14 protein-coding genes are annotated in these 17,028 nt (G+C 42.2%); 9 read left to right on the top strand and 5 right to left on the bottom strand.

All coding sequences use genetic code 11. The features are described 5' to 3' along the window. Window positions 1-183 precede the first annotated feature (183 nt). The 4 genes from WKK05_RS23705 to prfC form a co-directional block, all read right to left on the bottom strand. Window positions 184-1,461: a glycosyltransferase family 1 protein gene (locus WKK05_RS23705; RefSeq protein WP_341525511.1), complete on the bottom strand. Its 1,278-nt coding sequence runs from the start codon at window positions 1,459-1,461 to the stop codon at window positions 184-186. Between the two features lie 1,263 nt (window positions 1,462-2,724). Further along, window positions 2,725-3,219, bottom strand: a complete 495-nt coding sequence (locus WKK05_RS23700; RefSeq protein WP_341525510.1) for an RNA-binding protein — start codon at window positions 3,217-3,219, stop codon at window positions 2,725-2,727. A 756-nt stretch (window positions 3,220-3,975) separates the two neighbouring features. Further along, the gene (locus WKK05_RS23695; protein WP_341531169.1) at window positions 3,976-6,315 is read right to left on the bottom strand and encodes a M48 family metalloprotease; all 2,340 of its coding nucleotides are present in this window, start codon (window positions 6,313-6,315) and stop codon (window positions 3,976-3,978) included. Window positions 6,316-6,420: 105 nt separating this feature from the next. After that, window positions 6,421-8,046, bottom strand: coding sequence for a peptide chain release factor 3 (prfC, locus tag WKK05_RS23690; protein WP_341525509.1), 1,626 nt, complete (start codon window positions 8,044-8,046; stop codon window positions 6,421-6,423). A 133-nt stretch (window positions 8,047-8,179) separates the two neighbouring features. Between prfC and WKK05_RS23685 the strand changes: the two genes are divergently transcribed. The 9 genes from WKK05_RS23685 to WKK05_RS23645 all read left to right on the top strand — a co-directional run bounded on the left by WKK05_RS23685 (window position 8,180) and on the right by WKK05_RS23645 (window position 16,086). Then, a complete protein-coding gene (locus WKK05_RS23685) occupies window positions 8,180-8,521 on the top strand; it encodes a DUF4870 domain-containing protein (RefSeq protein ID WP_341525508.1) in 342 nt (113 codons plus the stop codon). A gap of 785 nt (window positions 8,522-9,306) precedes the next feature. Continuing rightward, window positions 9,307-10,287, top strand: coding sequence for a porphobilinogen synthase (gene hemB / locus WKK05_RS23680; RefSeq protein ID WP_341525507.1), 981 nt, complete (start codon window positions 9,307-9,309; stop codon window positions 10,285-10,287). 16 nt (window positions 10,288-10,303) lie between these two features. Continuing rightward, window positions 10,304-10,444 (top strand): hypothetical protein, encoded by a 141-nt coding sequence (locus WKK05_RS23675; protein WP_341525506.1) that lies wholly within the window; start codon window positions 10,304-10,306, stop codon window positions 10,442-10,444. Window positions 10,445-10,523: 79 nt separating this feature from the next. Next, entirely contained in the window at window positions 10,524-10,814 is a 291-nt protein-coding gene (locus WKK05_RS23670) for a helix-turn-helix transcriptional regulator (RefSeq protein ID WP_341525505.1), read from the top strand. A gap of 483 nt (window positions 10,815-11,297) precedes the next feature. Next, a complete protein-coding gene (locus tag WKK05_RS23665) occupies window positions 11,298-12,281 on the top strand; it encodes an alpha-ketoacid dehydrogenase subunit beta (RefSeq protein ID WP_341525504.1) in 984 nt (327 codons plus the stop codon). 288 nt (window positions 12,282-12,569) lie between these two features. Further along, window positions 12,570-13,982 (top strand): protein translocase subunit SecD, encoded by a 1,413-nt coding sequence (secD, locus tag WKK05_RS23660; RefSeq protein WP_341531168.1) that lies wholly within the window; start codon window positions 12,570-12,572, stop codon window positions 13,980-13,982. After that, on the top strand, window positions 13,979-14,968 hold the full coding sequence (gene secF / locus WKK05_RS23655) for a protein translocase subunit SecF (RefSeq protein ID WP_341525503.1): 990 nt from the start codon (window positions 13,979-13,981) through the stop codon (window positions 14,966-14,968). Before secD ends, secF begins: the two co-directional genes overlap by 4 nt. Before the next feature lie 72 nt (window positions 14,969-15,040). After that, on the top strand, window positions 15,041-15,454 hold the full coding sequence (locus tag WKK05_RS23650; protein WP_341525502.1) for a hypothetical protein: 414 nt from the start codon (window positions 15,041-15,043) through the stop codon (window positions 15,452-15,454). A 116-nt stretch (window positions 15,455-15,570) separates the two neighbouring features. Then, entirely contained in the window at window positions 15,571-16,086 is a 516-nt protein-coding gene (locus tag WKK05_RS23645) for a GNAT family N-acetyltransferase (protein ID WP_341525501.1), read from the top strand. On the opposite strand, the gene WKK05_RS23640 is transcribed toward WKK05_RS23645, so the two are convergent. Then, window positions 16,028-16,972 carry a HAMP domain-containing sensor histidine kinase gene (locus tag WKK05_RS23640; RefSeq protein WP_341525500.1) on the bottom strand — a complete coding sequence of 315 codons (945 nt, stop codon included), beginning with the start codon at window positions 16,970-16,972 and terminating at the stop codon, window positions 16,028-16,030. The two genes, WKK05_RS23645 and WKK05_RS23640, sit on opposite strands and share 59 nt — an antisense overlap. Window positions 16,973-17,028: the final 56 nt, after the last annotated feature.

Here is a 17,028-nt window from a genome sequence, read left to right as displayed (position 1 = left end):
AATTTGTCTTAAAGGTTAAAGGCACGCAGAGTCAAACAGAAGAAAATTCGCTACGAATTAAGGAAACGCTCTACTCAGCCAATCGCAAAAAGTAAAAAGGAAGAAGTAGAATAACAAATTAATGCCGAAGTGCTTCTTCCTTTTTACTCTTAACTATCAGCTATTACCAGACACAGTTAAGAGTTATTTCGCAACAAGCAGAATGGGTTGTTTGGTCTGTTCCTGTTGTTGTGATAGTTGAGTATAAAGTTCACTCAACTGAGTCGCTACCCCATGCCAACTAAACTTGGTTTCGACGCGCTTTCTGCCAGCTTTTCCTAACTCGTTTCGCCACTCTGGATTTATCAGAATTCTGTCAATGGCAGATGCAAAAGCATTGACATCTTCTGGTGGTGCCAATAAACCAGTTTCTTCAGGAACAACGGTAAACTGAAGTCCACCGACATCGCTGGCGATAACTGGTGTACCACTTGCCATCGCTTCGATCGCTACAAGTCCAAATGGTTCGTAGTGACTAGGAACGACGCAAACATCAGCAGCTGCGTAATAAGTTGGCAAGATATCCTGGCTGAGACGACCAGCAAAGGTGGTCAAGTCGCTCATCCCCAATTCTTTGACAATTCCCTCAATGCGATCGCGCTCTTTGCCATCGCTGTTACCTGGGGTGCTACCACCACCAATAATCAGTTGCAGGTTATGAGAGTCACGTAACTCAGACTTGTTTAATGCACGCACCAAGGTTTCTATACCTTTGCGTGGATCAAAACGACCTACATATAACACAACTTTCGCTTCTGGAGCAATTCCTAACTCGGCTCTAGCTGCATCTCGTCCTATCGAACCAAAGCGATTAATATCTGTACCACAAGGAATGATGTCAATATTACCTTTTGTGGAAACGAGCGATCGCATATGTTGTTTTTCTTGCGGACTCGTAGCCACAATCCTTTCTGCTGTTTCTAAAACTTCTTTTTCTACTGCTAATCGCTGACTAGCAATTAAGGGAATAGTCTTGATTGTATTGTACTTAACTGCTCCTAGAGAGTGATAGGTGTGTATCTGTTTGCTCCCTTGGATTTTCTTCAACTGCATCCCTACCCAGCTAGATAGCCAGTAGTTGGTGTGAACTAATTGATATCTAATGTTATTTTCTTGTTGAAATTTGAGAACATTCTCTACAAATTCTGGCAAATAGGTAAAAAGATTATCTCGCGGCACAAACTCAAGGGGGCCAGCTTTCAAACGAATGGTACGACAATTTTCGCTGTGTTGAACAATTGTGTCTTGCTCTGTACTCCCTTTTCGGGTAAACATATCAACTTGCCATCCCAGTTGTGCTAGCGCTTCACCCACATGGCGCACATAAACATTTTGTCCTCCAGCTTCTTCCTTCCCGATTTCAATCGCCGGATCTCCGTGGACGGATATTAAGGCGATGCGTTTTTCAGTGGTAGAGTTCATAGTTTGTGTGTTGCTGATGGTAACAAAGTCTCAGGCTGCTCCAAGTTTGCGCGTGGTACGCTTACCTGAATTGTTTAGTAACTTTGAGTATTCTATTTTAAATTTAATACCTGATTTTTTTTTATACATCTGCTACCAGAAGTATTTTATTAGGCTGAATCAGCATTTATATTTAATTTCTTTATGAATAAATTACTAATTTGTTATCTAATTCTCTTGACGTATCTATTCTACTTCCTATGGTGATTGTGCAGATATAATCCCGTAGATATATGCATTACATAGATAATTTACTGTTGCTGTAACAGGATCTTAAATTATGTAGTTTATAATACTGAAAATATAAGTGTTATCGGCTATTTACTTTAGCGAAATTAAAAATTTAATAATTTTTCTCTATTAAAATCCTACTTAAAATAAGCTTTTGGCAATTTAAAAATAATCTATAGATTGTGTAAATAGACCTTTTGCGCCAATATTTATTGAATTAAATTTACGTTCATCTAAACCTGTTTATTAGCGGTTTTTACCCAAATTGAGGAGTTTAAGCTGTAAAATCAGCTTTTTCTATGTATATAGCTCCAGACTTCCATTCTATTAGCGCACAAGCCTGTTACTAGCGTAATTTGAATTATCTAGCAAGAGATATAATCTGCTGATGATTACAATTTTAGACCGCAAGTAGCTGCATTATACTTGCTTAAAGTAGGTAGAAATAGATATTGGCAAATATTTACAGTAGAATTTAGTAGGCGGCAGCGCGGTGGTGAAGCAGTCCGCCCAAAACGAGCAGCTAGTGCGCTTCTCCAGCTTTGATTATAATGCAGAAGTAAAACAGCTTTATACTTGGCTGTGAGACCTAGTTCGTGTACTTGATCAAATAGAAATCCGCTATAAATACTCCTCAGTTCAAGCTGAAGGGATTTCCTTTTTATTCCTCCTTTATGCCTTTGCCGAAGAGAAGGATAAAAAGAGGCTTTTTAGTAAAGTTTACCTATGCAATAAGAATTGATTGCTGTTGATGAGTTTTACTTCGCCCTTCCCCAGGCATTTCGGACTCTAGAGATTTATAAAAATCTAGTTTATTTAAATTAAGTGCAATGGTACTAAGCGATCGCCTACAGTGAGCGCTTAACACCATCGCACTTACAACAATGGCTGCAAGTATACTTTAACTTAGCAGCCAGGGAATAAGTAACAATTAAAAATTAAAAATCAAAAAATAATTCTGACTTTTAATTTTTAATTTCTCTCCCTTAGTTATTAATTGGTAGTTTGTGCAGCTAGCATCTGCTTGAGCTTTTCTAATTCAGAAGCCCAACGGGGATCTGGACGAATAGCATCTGAATCTGTAGCAGTGCTGGTTTCACGGGAACCACCACCACCGCGACGAGGTTTCTTAGAGCTTTTCTCACGACGGCTGCCTTCTTTATTAGGGCTAGGAGTCGGGTTAGCACTAGGATGACTAGCAGCTTTGGGTGCTTGCTCTTCACCTTCGTCACCCTTTGTACGAGGTAATGCCTTTTCTAGCTTAATAGCAGTGTCTTTAAACAACTGACCATTATACTTTTCTATTATTTGATCAGCTTGTTCGTCATTGTTGACTGTAAGAAAACCAAAACCACGGCATTTGCCAGTTTTGCGGTCTTTTATTAGTTTAGTGGTGACAGCATCACCTTCTTCTGCAAAAACTGCTTGGAGCTCCTGACGATCTATTTCTTCTTTTGGCAAATTACCTATATATAGACGAATGGACATGAACTATACCTCCAGATTTAATTAAACATGGCAAAGCTAGAAAACAGTTACTTGGCTTTGGCTTTTAAATATATGCTATTTACCAAGACTGGCATAAACCAATTTTTTTGTTCCAAACTGTCAACCTATACAATACAGTTTTTCCTCGGGTTCAAGCTTGTTTAATCCAAAAGCTCACACTACGCTGAGCTAATCACACCTTAATTCTAAGAATTGTAAATTTAATAGCCTATTGCCTGCCAAAGTACACGCTTTCTTTAAATGCCTTTTTTTGCAGAATACAATACCATTCCTTACATTATCACGGTATTTTCTACGTAGCTAGTTCAGCGCATACATTTCTGACCATAGCATTATTGAATCGTAACATGAAACACATATTTTTTTTCAACAAGGGATATTTGGAAACAAAAACCAGCCAGTGGCTGGTTGATTTACTGCTGTGTTGGAAGAATAAAAGGGAATGGATTCATCACAAGCAACCAAATTGATAACAAAGCCATGAAGCTGAGTTATATCTGTTGCTATTGAATGTGTAAATAAATGTAACATTTTTAAAGAAAAATCTGCAACTTTTGTTTACATTCTTTTTGTCAATTGTCCTTTGTCTGAAAATAATAACCAATACTTCTCTACGAGAGGCTGCGCCCTAAGCGTAGCTATGCCGCAGGCTTTACGACTTCTCTGCAAGACCAAGGCGTTAGCGGAGCTTTCGCTTTAGCGATACGCTCAGTACAAGTGACTAATGACAAATGACTAACCTGTAAGGAAGATGTATGCACCCCAAGCTTGTGCCGCAACAGCCAAAACAGTAGACCAAATGGGATGAGGGCTATTAATGGTTTTACCATTTTGAGTTTGCAGAGTTTGGATATCGATCCAAGGCGTTGCTCCGCGCCGGAACCAACCTGTAACTGTAATCTGTCGACCAATCAATTCTTGATGATTAAAGGATTGTCCTAGCCAAGAAATATGGTGTAATTTCACCAAAGCTGTGCTGGACTGTAAGATTAAGTCTTGTGCTAGGCAGTTGCTTGTGCCTTGGCGACCTATTAGTTTGCCAACAAGACGCACGCTGACGCTATCAATGGGTAGAGCAGATGGGTTAGCTAACAGGGTAGGTAGATCGTCTTCAGTTTGCACCGTAGCAGGTTTGATATCAGGAAAAAAAGAATTCATCCGCATCACTGTACCGATGCTAAAGCCAATAAGTAAGCAACCTGTAATAAATGACCAATCCTGATATATCCACTTTAGGTTTAAAAACTTGAGTGCAAATGCTATTTGCCAAATCAGCCAAATCAAACCTGCAAACAGAAAACCTAGAGGAATTCCCAACCAAGGAGCGATTTGTAATAAGAAAGATTGACGCTTAACCTTTAAGGATTGTTCGCTAGGAAAATGTAGTTCGGTATCTAGATGCCAGTGGCGGGCAATTTGACAGAGGCGTTGAATGCGATCGCCTATTAAAGGATGGCTATTGTTGATCGTAAACCATCGGCGATAGGGATTAACAGTGTCCCACATCAAAAAGGATTCAAAAGAAATATGATCTAAAACACTACCCAACGAAAGGCTCTGTTGGTGACCTATTGGTGTTAAGAGATTTAAGCTTTCTAACTGCCAACTGGTGTATTCTTGTGTTTTGACATCACCTGTAATACCGATCGCAATTTTGAGTAAACCGCGAATTAAAGCATTGGGATTACCAGTTATTTCAGCTGCGACGCGATCGCTATAATAAAGCCGCAAGCGCGATAACCATAAAGCAGTCCCAGTCAGCAAACACCAAACTCCATAAACGAGACTAGCTAAGATTGTCACTGGCCAACGCCAAATTCCTGATGATATCTTATTTCCCCACTTTGATAGTTGCTGATATAATCTGTAAGTTGGTAGTGTCACCAGCAACACCAAAGACATTACAATAAAATCCCAGTGAGCAATATGCCCTAACTGCATCGCATAGAGAGTGGCAATTTCATCATCTGCCAATTGCTCTAATAGCCCCTGACTAACTACAATCCGGGCATTGCGGGGTAAATTACCATAGGTAAGAATTATTGGTGCAGCAGTTGGCAAAACCCGGAGTTTAGGTAACTGCCAGTGTCGCTGTTGGCAACAACGTTGTAAAACTCTTACTGCTTCACGACTATAACCATTCAATACATCCTTGGGCAATTCTCGCTGACCGTAATATTTTGCCAATAGCCAATCCAGCAACCAGGGTGATAGCCCGACCAAAATCGCCAACACGACTAGCAACAATCTGGTAGGGTCTTGGTATAAAAGTTGCAATGGTTCCAAGAATGGGAGTTTGGCTAATGCCTGGTTGATTAATCCCATCGCAAACTTGAGTATTTCCCGGATTACCCAAAACAGGGCAATAAAGGTTCCTGCCTCTAACAGTCGCAAGGGTATCAAATTCGGCTTACGCAGAGGTTGCCATGCCTTAGCGCGTTTTGCTTGTCGCCAGTAAATAACACCGAATAGTTTGGCTTGTGTGCGGGTTACAGATCCGAAAAAGTCAGTTACTGGTGCAGTAGGCGATTTTGCTACTGTCCTTTTGAGGCTTGCTAGTGGTACAGCAACCGAAGAACTCTTCTTTTCTATTAGTGGTTCTTGTTTGTTTTTTAATGCAACTGTATCTTCAAGACTTTTAGCTGGTATATCAGGTGAGATGCTAGAGCTACCAGTATCTGTTACTATATCTTTTGGCTTCTCCTCTGGTGCAGAAGTGATTGCTGGAGAAGTTGGAGGAGAATTCTCAAAAGCAACGAATCCAGTTTCTAAATTTTTTGACTCCTTTTCCTTTTTAGGTTTTTTGCGTTTTGTTAAATGTTCTAGTGCGCGTGTTGCCCACTCTTGAACTTGTAAATTATTACTTTCAATGAGATTCTGACACAGGGCGATCGCTTTTGAAGCTTCGCCACTGCGTGCATAAGCCATCACTAAACCAACCTGGGCTTGCAAGCTAGCAGTTCCTTTGTCTTGGCTGCTAGCTATGGGTTCTAGTTGAGCGATCGCTGTTTGATAATTTCCTTGTTTGAGGGCAACTAAACCAGCCTCCAAAGACGATTCGGCGTGTGAAGGCATACAAATTTTGGCACTCCAATCTCTGCTAGGTGATCCACTGTGCAAAAGCGCGAACCTCGGATGCCGTGGCAATCAACCATGCTTGGGTTAGTTCCATAAAGTGAATTATTCCACTGGTTGTTGACCGGAAAATACCGGGGCGATCGCGCTTAATTTCAACTCTGGATGGTCGCCTTCTAATTGTTGACAATTCCATTCATTGCGGAATAGCAACACTGGGCGATCCATGCTGTCTTTGACTGTAGTGGTGTTGAATAAACGTCCCACTTTATTCAAAGCTTCCCAACCACCTTCAACCCAACGGGCGACGCTATAGGGCAATGGGTCAAGGATGGTTTCTACACCATACTCATTTTGTAAGCGAAACTGCACCACCTCGAATTGCAACTGACCCACCGCTGCCAAAATTGGATCGCGTTTGGCTTCATCAGTTGAATACATAATTTGCACAGCACCTTCTTCGCGCAATTCCGAAATGCCTTTTTGGAATTGCTTAAATTTCGAGGGGTTGGGGTTTCTCAGAGTCGCAAACAGTTCTGGTGAAAAATACGGAATTCCTTCATACTCCAGTTTCTGCCCCGTGTAAATTGTATCGCCAATAGCAAAAACACCTGGATTGTTCAAACCGATCACATCGCCAGGATAGGCGACATCAATCGATTCTCGCTCTTGAGCGAATAGTTTTTGCGGGCGAGACAGGCGGACGATTTTGCCTGTACGGGCATGATTGACCGTCATATCCTTTTCAAACTTACCTGTGCAGACCCGGATAAAAGCGACGCGATCGCGATGTTTGGGATCCATATTAGCTTGCAGTTTGAAAACAAACCCAGAAAAATCTGGGTAAGTAGGCGCAACTTCGCCGACACTGCTGTTGTGAGAACCAGGCTTGAGGGCATAGTCAAGGAAATATTTGAGGAATAACTCTACCCCGAAGTTAGTCATGGCGCTACCAAAGAATACTGGGGTCATTTGACCTTCATGTACCAGTTCTAAATCTAGTTCTGGCCCAACTCCTTCTAACAGTTCTAAATCATTTTTCAGTTGGTAGTACAGGTCTTGTTCTAAGAGTTCTTCAATTCGGCCATCACCCAAGTCGACAATCGTATCACGGGCTTCTCGGCTGCCGTGGGCGCTACGTTCAAACAGGTGAATTTGTTGTTTATGGCGGTCAAAGACACCTTTAAAGCGATCGCCCATTCCAATCGGCCAGTTGACTGCATAGGTTTGCAATCCTAATTCTTGCTCAATCTCATCCAACAGTTCCAGGGGTTCCCTTCCCGGACGATCCAATTTATTAACAAATGTAAAAATGGGAATACCCCGAAGTTTACACACTTCAAACAACTTGCGTGTTTGGGGTTCCAAGCCTTTGGCAGCATCAATTAGCATGACTGCATTATCAGCCGCCGCTAGGGTACGATACGTATCTTCACTAAAGTCTTGGTGTCCGGGGGTGTCTAATAAATTTATCTGACAGTTACGGTATTCAAATTGCAACACTGTGGAAGTAATTGAGATACCCCGTTGTTGTTCCATCGCCATCCAGTCTGAGGTAGCCTTGCGTTGCGCCCGTCGCGCCTTAACTGCCCCAGCTTCGTGAATTGCGCCTCCGTATAGTAGTAGCTTTTCTGTAAGTGTTGTTTTACCCGCGTCGGGGTGAGAAATGATTGCAAAGTTGCGGCGAAGTTCAACTGCTTCATGCAGTTCTGACTGTAGTTCAGTTGACATAATTGTATTTGTTTGCTTTTTAATTAACTTAACTTAATTTTTTCTTACTCTAGCGAGTCTTTCAATCTTAAGACAATGATGCTCGCAATCGGGTCGTAATATAATGAAAAACCGAAATTGATGGGTGAATAGAATGTACGACTCAGATAAGCGAAAACTTTTATCTGCTTTATCTCATGGAGCCATTTTTTTTAGCACTACTTTTGTATCTGTAGGTGTACCTATTGCCCTACTTTTCCTAAGTGATGATCCTGTTGTTAAAGAAAATGCCAAAGAATCTATCAATTTCCATTTTAATGTCTGGTTTTATGGCTTGATTATTGCAGTATTGCTGGTGATATCATTTGGTTTGCTGTTCCCGCTGGCAGGTCTTGGCTATCTATTGCACTGGGGACTAACTATTTGGGCGATCGCCTCGGTTTTTAGCAATCCTGACACACCCTTTCGCTATCCCTTTATTTTCCGAATTCTTTAGTACAAATTATGGTAGTAGGTAATTTGGTTGCTGAATCAATGCCATATTACCCAATCTCCTTGATTACTTTGCTGAGAGCTTTGATGTTTTTTCAGTTCGTAACAGAACTCTCAACCAAGCTGTAAAATACAAAATTGCCCCACATCTTGATTTAGAGTAGGGCAAAAGACAGTTAAGCACTACTTGTAGTCTCTCTGACAGTAGGAATGTTTTACCTTGCTTTTGTGACGCTTTGTTTTGTGTCCATTAACACTTCCTGCAAGTAGCAGACGGCATAAATAAACTAACCATTCAAAATTGCAAAAAGCTTACTTAGTAAGCTTTTTTCGTTTGAAGAGAAGTGAGGTAGGGTGCGTAGACGCAGCAGCGGCTTATCGTAGACATCGCTCTGAACTTCTCCATTAAAGACCAAGACAACAGTAATTTTAAATTCCTGTTTGGGTAGTACAGCTTTTATACACGTAAATATGCGCTAGAGCGTGCCTCTACTTTTCCGAAAAATGCTGCAATTAGGTAAAGTCATAACCTTTTGCTAAGTAGCAGCAAAGCTCACCTCAGTTATTGGAATAGTACAGAGGTGGTACAGGAAATTATCCAGAGCATTCAATCGGCAGTGAGGTAACCTGTAACCATTTCACTTAGATGTTAATGTTTGATAATTAATAATTGATAGTGTGAAAACTTGGCTTAGGGTCGTCGTACCATAATACTTCATGGGGCAAGCAAGCACCAAGAATGGATGTAGAGCATTGACCCACAAGTTAGTCTTACTTTGAAAAATCCCTATGTTTCCCATTCATAGACCTCGCCGTTTGCGTACCCATCCTCAATTGCGCCGGATGGTGCGCGAAACTGTATTAACAACGAATGATTTAATTTATCCTCTGTTTGCTGTACCTGGTGATGGAATTGCCAATGAAGTCAAATCAATGCCAGGAGTTTATCAGCTTTCTGTAGACAAGATTGTCGAAGAGGCAAAAGAAGTTTATGACTTGGGAATTCCTGCCATTATTTTATTTGGGATTCCGGCGGATAAAGATGTAGATGCTACTGGTGCTTGGCACGATTGCGGCATCGTCCAAAAAGCGTCTACTGCGGTGAAGGAAGCAGTACCAGATTTAATTATCATTGCAGATACCTGTCTGTGTGAATACACTAGCCACGGTCACTGCGGTTATCTGCAAGTTGGTGATTTGACAGGAAGAGTTTTAAATGATCCAACTTTGGAATTGCTGAAAAAAACAGCGGTTTCGCAAGCAAAAGCTGGTGCTGATATCATCGCACCTTCGGGAATGATGGATGGCTTTGTGCAGGCAATTCGCGCGGGTTTAGATGAAGCCGGATTTCAAGACACGCCGATTTTGTCTTATGCTGCTAAGTATGCTTCAGCTTATTATGGCCCGTTTCGAGATGCAGCTGACTCAACACCACAGTTTGGCGATCGCAGAACCTATCAAATGGATCCAGGTAACGCCCGTGAAGCCATTAAAGAAATTGAATTGGATATCGCTGAAGGGGCTGATATGCTCATGGTTAAGCCAGCTTTGGCATACATGGACATTATCTGGCGTGTGAAGGAAGCTACCAATTTACCTGTTGCAGCTTACAATGTCTCTGGTGAATATTCAATGGTTAAAGCCGCTGCCCTCAATGGTTGGATTGATGAGGAGCGTGTGGTTTTGGAAACTTTAACTGGGTTTAAACGTGCTGGTAGTGACTTGATTTTGACTTACCACGCTAAAGATGCAGCGCGATGGTTAAAGTAAGTTAAACGGTTGAAGAATGATAATTTTTCTGGACAATCTCACGCACAGACGCGGAGGCACAGAGTTTTTCTTTGTGCTTTGGTGTTTGGGCGTGAGATTATTAGTATGTAAGCCACGTTTGCCAGAGTATGAAGCGATCGCTTATAAAGGAAGATAGTTAACAAATTTTTCGCAATTGACATTAAATGTCAATCGATTTAATAAACATATTCTATATTTTCAAGGGAGCATGAGATATGGATATGCAAGTCCTGAGAGAGCGTGCGGGTTTGAGCCGTGCAGAGGTTGCCTTCAGGCTTGCAATCAGTGAAACCAGTGTTCGCAACTGGGAAGCTGGGCGTACTGAACCGACAATGACGCCCAAAAAATATGTAGATGCTTTGCGTCTGTTCAAATGTACACCTGAAGAATTGGCAGTTGCAAGCGAAAAATCAATCAGTCAGCGTCATAAACGCAAACCAGGAAGACCTAAACGCTTTCCAGACAATCCAGCATCTCAGGTGACTGATTCACCAGTTTGCAGTTAATCAGGTGCTAGGTGAATTTTGCAATATCTGTTCTTTTGTGTAGAGACTTCGTAAAACAGATAAAATCTAATTTATGCTTTGGCTAACTCCAGCAAATAGGGTTCATGTATCATCATTACTTGAGGGGTAGGGATTTTTATCTTGGTAATAAAATTTTAAGCCCCCAATGTCTCTAAAAAACTAGCCAATTTGCCTCAGCTATTTGATGAGTCACCCACACATGAAGTACAGTACTTTTGCGTAAATTTTTGGTTTGGGAAAGAGACTTTATGTAGTGATGTCGGTAATGACTGTGTAGCTAACGGCAAAATAGCAATTAGATAGCAGAAGAGGCAGGGCAATAACAAGGAAATTTACCTTTTATCCCTCTGTACCTGGAGCAGTTAGTTTCAACATCCTAATCTCTAACTAGTGCGATCGCTCACGGTATTTGCCAAAGCAGCACGATAAGATTCTAAAACCATAATCGTCTTAAAGGTCTAAATGGCAGAAACACTATTTTTCAACGCCTTACGGGAAGCTATTGATGAAGAAATGGCGCGTGACTCCAGCGTGTTTGTTCTTGGTGAAGATGTAGGCCACTACGGCGGTTCCTACAAAGTTACCAAAGACCTGTACCAAAAGTATGGCGAACTCCGAATTCTAGACACTCCCATCGCTGAAAATAGCTTTACAGGCTTAGCAGTGGGAGCAGCGATGACTGGCTTACGGCCCATAATTGAAGGCATGAATATGGGCTTTCTACTACTTGCTTTCAACCAAATATCCAACAACGCTGGAATGCTCCGTTATACTTCTGGCGGTAACTTTAAAATTCCGATGGTCATCCGGGGCCCTGGTGGTGTGGGACGGCAATTAGGAGCAGAACATTCCCAGCGACTAGAAACCTACTTCCAAGCCGTGCCTGGGTTAAAGATAGTTGCCTGTTCCACACCCAGAAATGCTAAAGGATTGCTCAAATCCGCTATCAGGGATGATAATCCGGTTTTGTTCTTTGAACACGTCCTGCTATACAACTTGAAAGAAGACTTACCAGAAGAAGAATACCTCCTGCCTTTGGATAAAGCAGAACTTGTGCGTCCAGGAAAAGATGTCACAATTATTACTTATTCACGGATGCGGCATCATGTGTTGCAAGCAGTAAAAACTTTGGAAAAACAAGGTTATGACCCAGAAGTAATTGATTTAATATCACTTAAACCATTAGATTTTGACACTATTGGAGCATCAGTACGTAAAACTCATCGTGTGATTGTCGTGGAAGAGTCCATGCGAACTGCGGGTATTGGAGCCGAAGTCATCGCCTCAATTAATGATCGCTTGTTTGATGAATTAGATGCGCCAGTGCTGCGGCTTTCTTCCCAAGATATTCCTACGCCTTACAACGGCAATCTGGAGCGACTAACAATTGTCCAACCAGAGCAAATAGTAGAAGCAGTGGAAAAAATGTTAGCTTTGCGAGTCTAATATCTGGGATTGGGGGATGAGGGGCGAAGGGGCAAGGAGAGAAGTCTGAGCGCTGGAAGCTAACGCTCAGAACTTCGGGGGACAAGGGGAATAGACAATCCTCAGTACCTAATCCCTAATCCCTAGTACCCAATCCCCAGCGATGCACTGAGCTTGTTGTACCCCTCCGGGGAAGCAAGCTACGCGGAGCGTCCCGCAGGGAAGTGTACCCAGTACCTAATCCCTAATACTTACTCATAACTCTACAAAAGAACGCTATTATAGCGTTTGGCAGTTGCGAGTTATGGTATGCAAAGACAGCGATCGCTATTAGCTTTGATATTAGTTTTGGTAATCGCCGCTATTACGGTGATTGCTACGATTCCCATACCTTTGGGACTGGATTTGCGGGGAGGTTCACAGCTGACAATTCAGGTAAAACCATCAGCGGAAATTCCCCGAATCACTGAACGAGAATTAGAAGGTGTTAGAAAAGTTGTTGAAGGACGGATTAACGGTCTAGGCGTTTCCGAGCCAGTAATTCAAACGGTCGGTACAGACAAAATATTAGTGCAACTACCAGGGGTCAACGACCCAGAGCAAGCGGAACGGATATTAGGTGGTACGGCACAGTTAGAATTTCGTACGCAAAAGCCTAGTACAGAACCCCAACTCTATGCTTTCCAATCATCGAGAGCTGGATTGAAAGCAAAGCAAGAAGAGTTGCGAAAGAGCAACGATAAGGCCGCAATTGCTAAAAATCAAGAAGAGTTGCAGAAAAATAATCAAGCGATCGCCGAATTGTTTGAAAGCACCAAGCCACCACTAGATGGCAAATACCTCAAGGATGCTGCTGGTGAACCCACTCAAGGCAACAACTGGAATGTTGCCATTCGCTTCGACCAAAAGGGTGGTGAACTGTTTGCTGAATTAACCAAAAACCTCGCTGGTACTGGACGTAGCATTGGTATCTTTTTGGATAACGGACTAATTAGCGCTCCTACTGTTGGCCCAGAATTTGCCGCAACTGGGATTACTGGTGGTTCTGCCGTCATTACAGGTCGGTTTACCGCACAAGAAGCCAACGACTTAGGCGTACAGCTACGCGGTGGGGCATTACCTGTACCAGTAGAAATTGCAGAAAGGCGGACAGTCGGGGCAACTTTAGGCAGAGATAGTATTCAAAGTAGTATTTATGCTGGAGTCGGTGGTTTGACTTTAGTATTAATATTCATGGTGTTTTACTATCGTTTACCAGGACTAATTGCAGATGTGGCACTAGTTATCTACTCACTATTGACTTGGGCAACCTTTGCTCTGTTGGGCGTTACTCTAACTTTGCCGGGAATTGCTGGTTTTATTCTCAGCATTGGGATGGCGGTTGATGCCAACGTGTTAATTTTTGAGCGGACGCGAGAAGAATTGCAGGCGGGAAAATCGCTATATCGTTCTGTAGAATCCGGCTTTTACCGAGCATTTTCCAGTATTTTAGATAGCAACGTTACTACATGGATTGCTTGTGCTGCCCTGTTTTGGCTGGGGTCTGGTTTGGTCAAAGGCTTTGCCCTTACCTTAGCTTTAGGAGTCGCGGTGAGTATGTTTACTGCAATTACCTGTAGTCGTACATTGATGTTTTTGGCAATTGCAATTCCATCTTTGCGGAAGCCAGAACTTTTTTGTCCGAACCTGCCAACTTCAAATAAGGCAGAGGTAACCCAATGAAACTGAATATTAACAAATCGCGATCGCTTTGGTGGATTATTTCTGCTGTGATCATCCTCGCTGGTATCATCTCAATGGTGATTTCTTGGCAACAACCAGACATTCGCGCACCACTACGCCCTGGCTTAGATTTTGTAGGTGGTACGCGGTTGCAGTTTGTGCGGGACTGTAACAAACCTGGTAACTGCGACCAAGCAATTGATATTAACGCTGTCCGGGATGTCGCTAAAGAACAAGGACTGGGTGATAGCAGTATCCAAGTTATCTCGGAAAATGGTGGAGAAAATGGTGTATTGATTCGGACAAAAAACTTGGATGTTGAGCAACGCACTAAGTTACAGAACGCCTTAAGCGAAAAAATTGGCGTTTTTGATCCGCAAAAAAATCAAATAGACTCCGTTGGCCCTACCTTGGGGAGAGAATTATTTAGGTCTGGCGTCATAGCTCTGATAGTTTCCTTCATTGGCATTACTATCTACATGAGCTTCCGTTTCCAGTTAGATTATGCCGTGTTTGCGATCGTTGCCCTATTCCACGATATCTTGATCACGGTCGGGGTATTCTCAATTTTGGGTTTGGTATTAGGTATTGAAGTAGATAGCCTCTTTATTGTCGCCTTACTTACCATTACAGGTTTCTCAGTCAATGACACAGTGGTAATTTACGATCGCATTCGGGAAACGATCAAGATCAATCCTCAACGACCGATTGCCGAGATTGTTGATGATGCAGTTAACCAAACTTTAGCAAGGTCAATCAATACTACCTTAACCGTGTTGCTGACATTACTTGCTATCTTTCTATTTGGGGGAGAAACACTGAGGAATTTTTCCTTAGCATTGATTGTTGGCTTTACGATGGGCGCTTACTCTAGTATTTTTATCGCTAGTACGCTCCTGGTTTGGTGGCGAGAACGCAGCGGACAATCTTATGCGGTAGATAGTGCTGAGTCGATTGATACACCTGCCAGTTCCCAAGATAGTTAAACCCGTGTGCATTTCACAATTGGATTAAAGCATTTTGAATTGCGTACCTGCACCTTGCAATTTTCTTCCCTTATGGATCAACCAAAAGACCCATTACTCACTGGCTCAGAGTTTGAGAACTCCGACCCATCTTTTGCTCAACAAGTACAAAAGCTACACCAATTGACAATATATGGTAGGTGGCTATTTGTTAGCTGTTTGTGGCTGATTCTTGGGCCTGTTTGCTTGTGGAATTTACGTAGAGAAATTGCCTTGTGGCATGAATATTTTACTTGGGTGGCAGTGCGATATGGACTCTTCTACCACCCATTGTCTACTCTTGGTCTAGCCTTTTGTATATCAATGACTGCTGCTGTTTTAGTTTGGCAAAGTCGAAATCTTTTATTTGGATTACCACAACAGGAAAAACAACGTCTAGAAAAACAAGTTTGCTTCATCCGTCAGCAGGGACAAACTCATCCTCTGTGGAAATGGATTTGTCATTAAATATTTGCCCAGAGAATTAAATTTTTAAATCTTTACACTTATATACACTTTCAGTAATTTTTAGCAAAATTATGACTGAACAATAACAAAGATACCGTCAAAATTGGGTGCAATACATGAACTATCCTCAGATTCAATTTAGCGAACAGATCCGCTGCACCGAAAGCGATGTCTACGACGGACTATGCCTACGCAAGTCTGAAATTGACCTTTACCAGCTGCAAGAGCTATTAAATGTTTCAGCTTTCTGGGCAAAAGGGCGCAGTATTGAAGATTTAAGCATTGCCATTGCCAACAGCGAGCCAGTGGTTTGGGCTTGTGATGGAGAGAGACTCATCGGCTTTGCTAGGGCAACTTCTGATGGCATCTATCGCGCCACAATTTGGGATGTTGTGATTCACCCAGAATATCGTAGTAGTGGGTTGGGAAAAAATTTAGTGCAAACTGTTTTGAGTCATCCGCGGATAAAGGATGTTGAACGCGTGTACCTGATGACTACTCACCAGCAAGGTTTCTACGAAAAGATTGGTTTCCAACCCAACACTACCACCACAATGGTGTTATGCAACCAAACTAGCCTTGCTTCGCTTCCTGATTCAGAAGTTGAGTTTCAGGAATCGCTAGGGGGATAGAAACTTGTAGTCTGGTAAGCTGCTCAGATGGTTCCTTAATGGTTGGAGTGGGAAGGATTTCCAATTTTCCTCCCATAACTTCCAGCAGAGTTTGATTGAGTAATAGCTTCATTCCTGGAGAAAGAGCAGTGTTTTCTTGGTCAGTCTTTTGGCTTGGCTTTGCTTCGGATTTAATCAAATCAATTGGCTCGCTCCAAGGTATGGCATCAGTTGGCACATCCAGCCAAATCTCAACAAAATTACTTGTCTGAATATTACTGGAAATACAGATACTGCCTTCCTCCATGTGAGCAATAGCAGTATCTACTAAATTTATCAACACCTGGCGGAGCCAGCGCTGATCTGCCAAAACATAAATTTCTGGCTCGGCAGGTAACATACGTAAAGAAAAATTGCGATTTGCCGCCAGCATATAAGTTAAGTTATAAACCTCCTCCAAAACTTCAGCTAAGGGTTTCGGCTGAATATCTAATTTGTTAGTGCCGTGTTCGGTTCTAGCAACACTAAGAATTTCATCCATCAACTTGAGCAGTTTCAGCGTCCGTTCGTGAGCTTGAGCAATAAATTCTCGCTCTTCAGCTGGGTCTTCACACAAATCTGACAAAATTAACTGATGTAACCCAATTAGGCCGCTAAGCGGCGATCGCAATTCATGAGTAGTACGCGCCAAAAAACCAGCTTTAAACTGGCTCATTTCCTTTGCCATTTGGTATGCCAACTGCGTTTGCTTCATCTGTTGCAAAATCGGTGACATAGGCTGTTGCTCTAATGGCGCTACTGGAGATGAGCTAGATAAAACGTTTGACGACGACCGTGCAAATAATCGATGAAAACCCATTCCCAGTAACAGTCCTGCTCCCAGATATATCCAGTTGCTCCAATTCATAATTTGTCATTTGTCATTTGTCATTGGTTATTGGTCATTGGTCATTGGTCAGTAGT

It is taken from the genome of Nostoc sp. UHCC 0302 (assembly GCF_038096175.1).
GTDB lineage: Bacteria > Cyanobacteriota > Cyanobacteriia > Cyanobacteriales > Nostocaceae > UHCC-0302.
The sequence above is the reverse complement of the archived record's forward strand: the minus strand, read 5'-3'. Positions and strand labels throughout refer to the sequence as shown.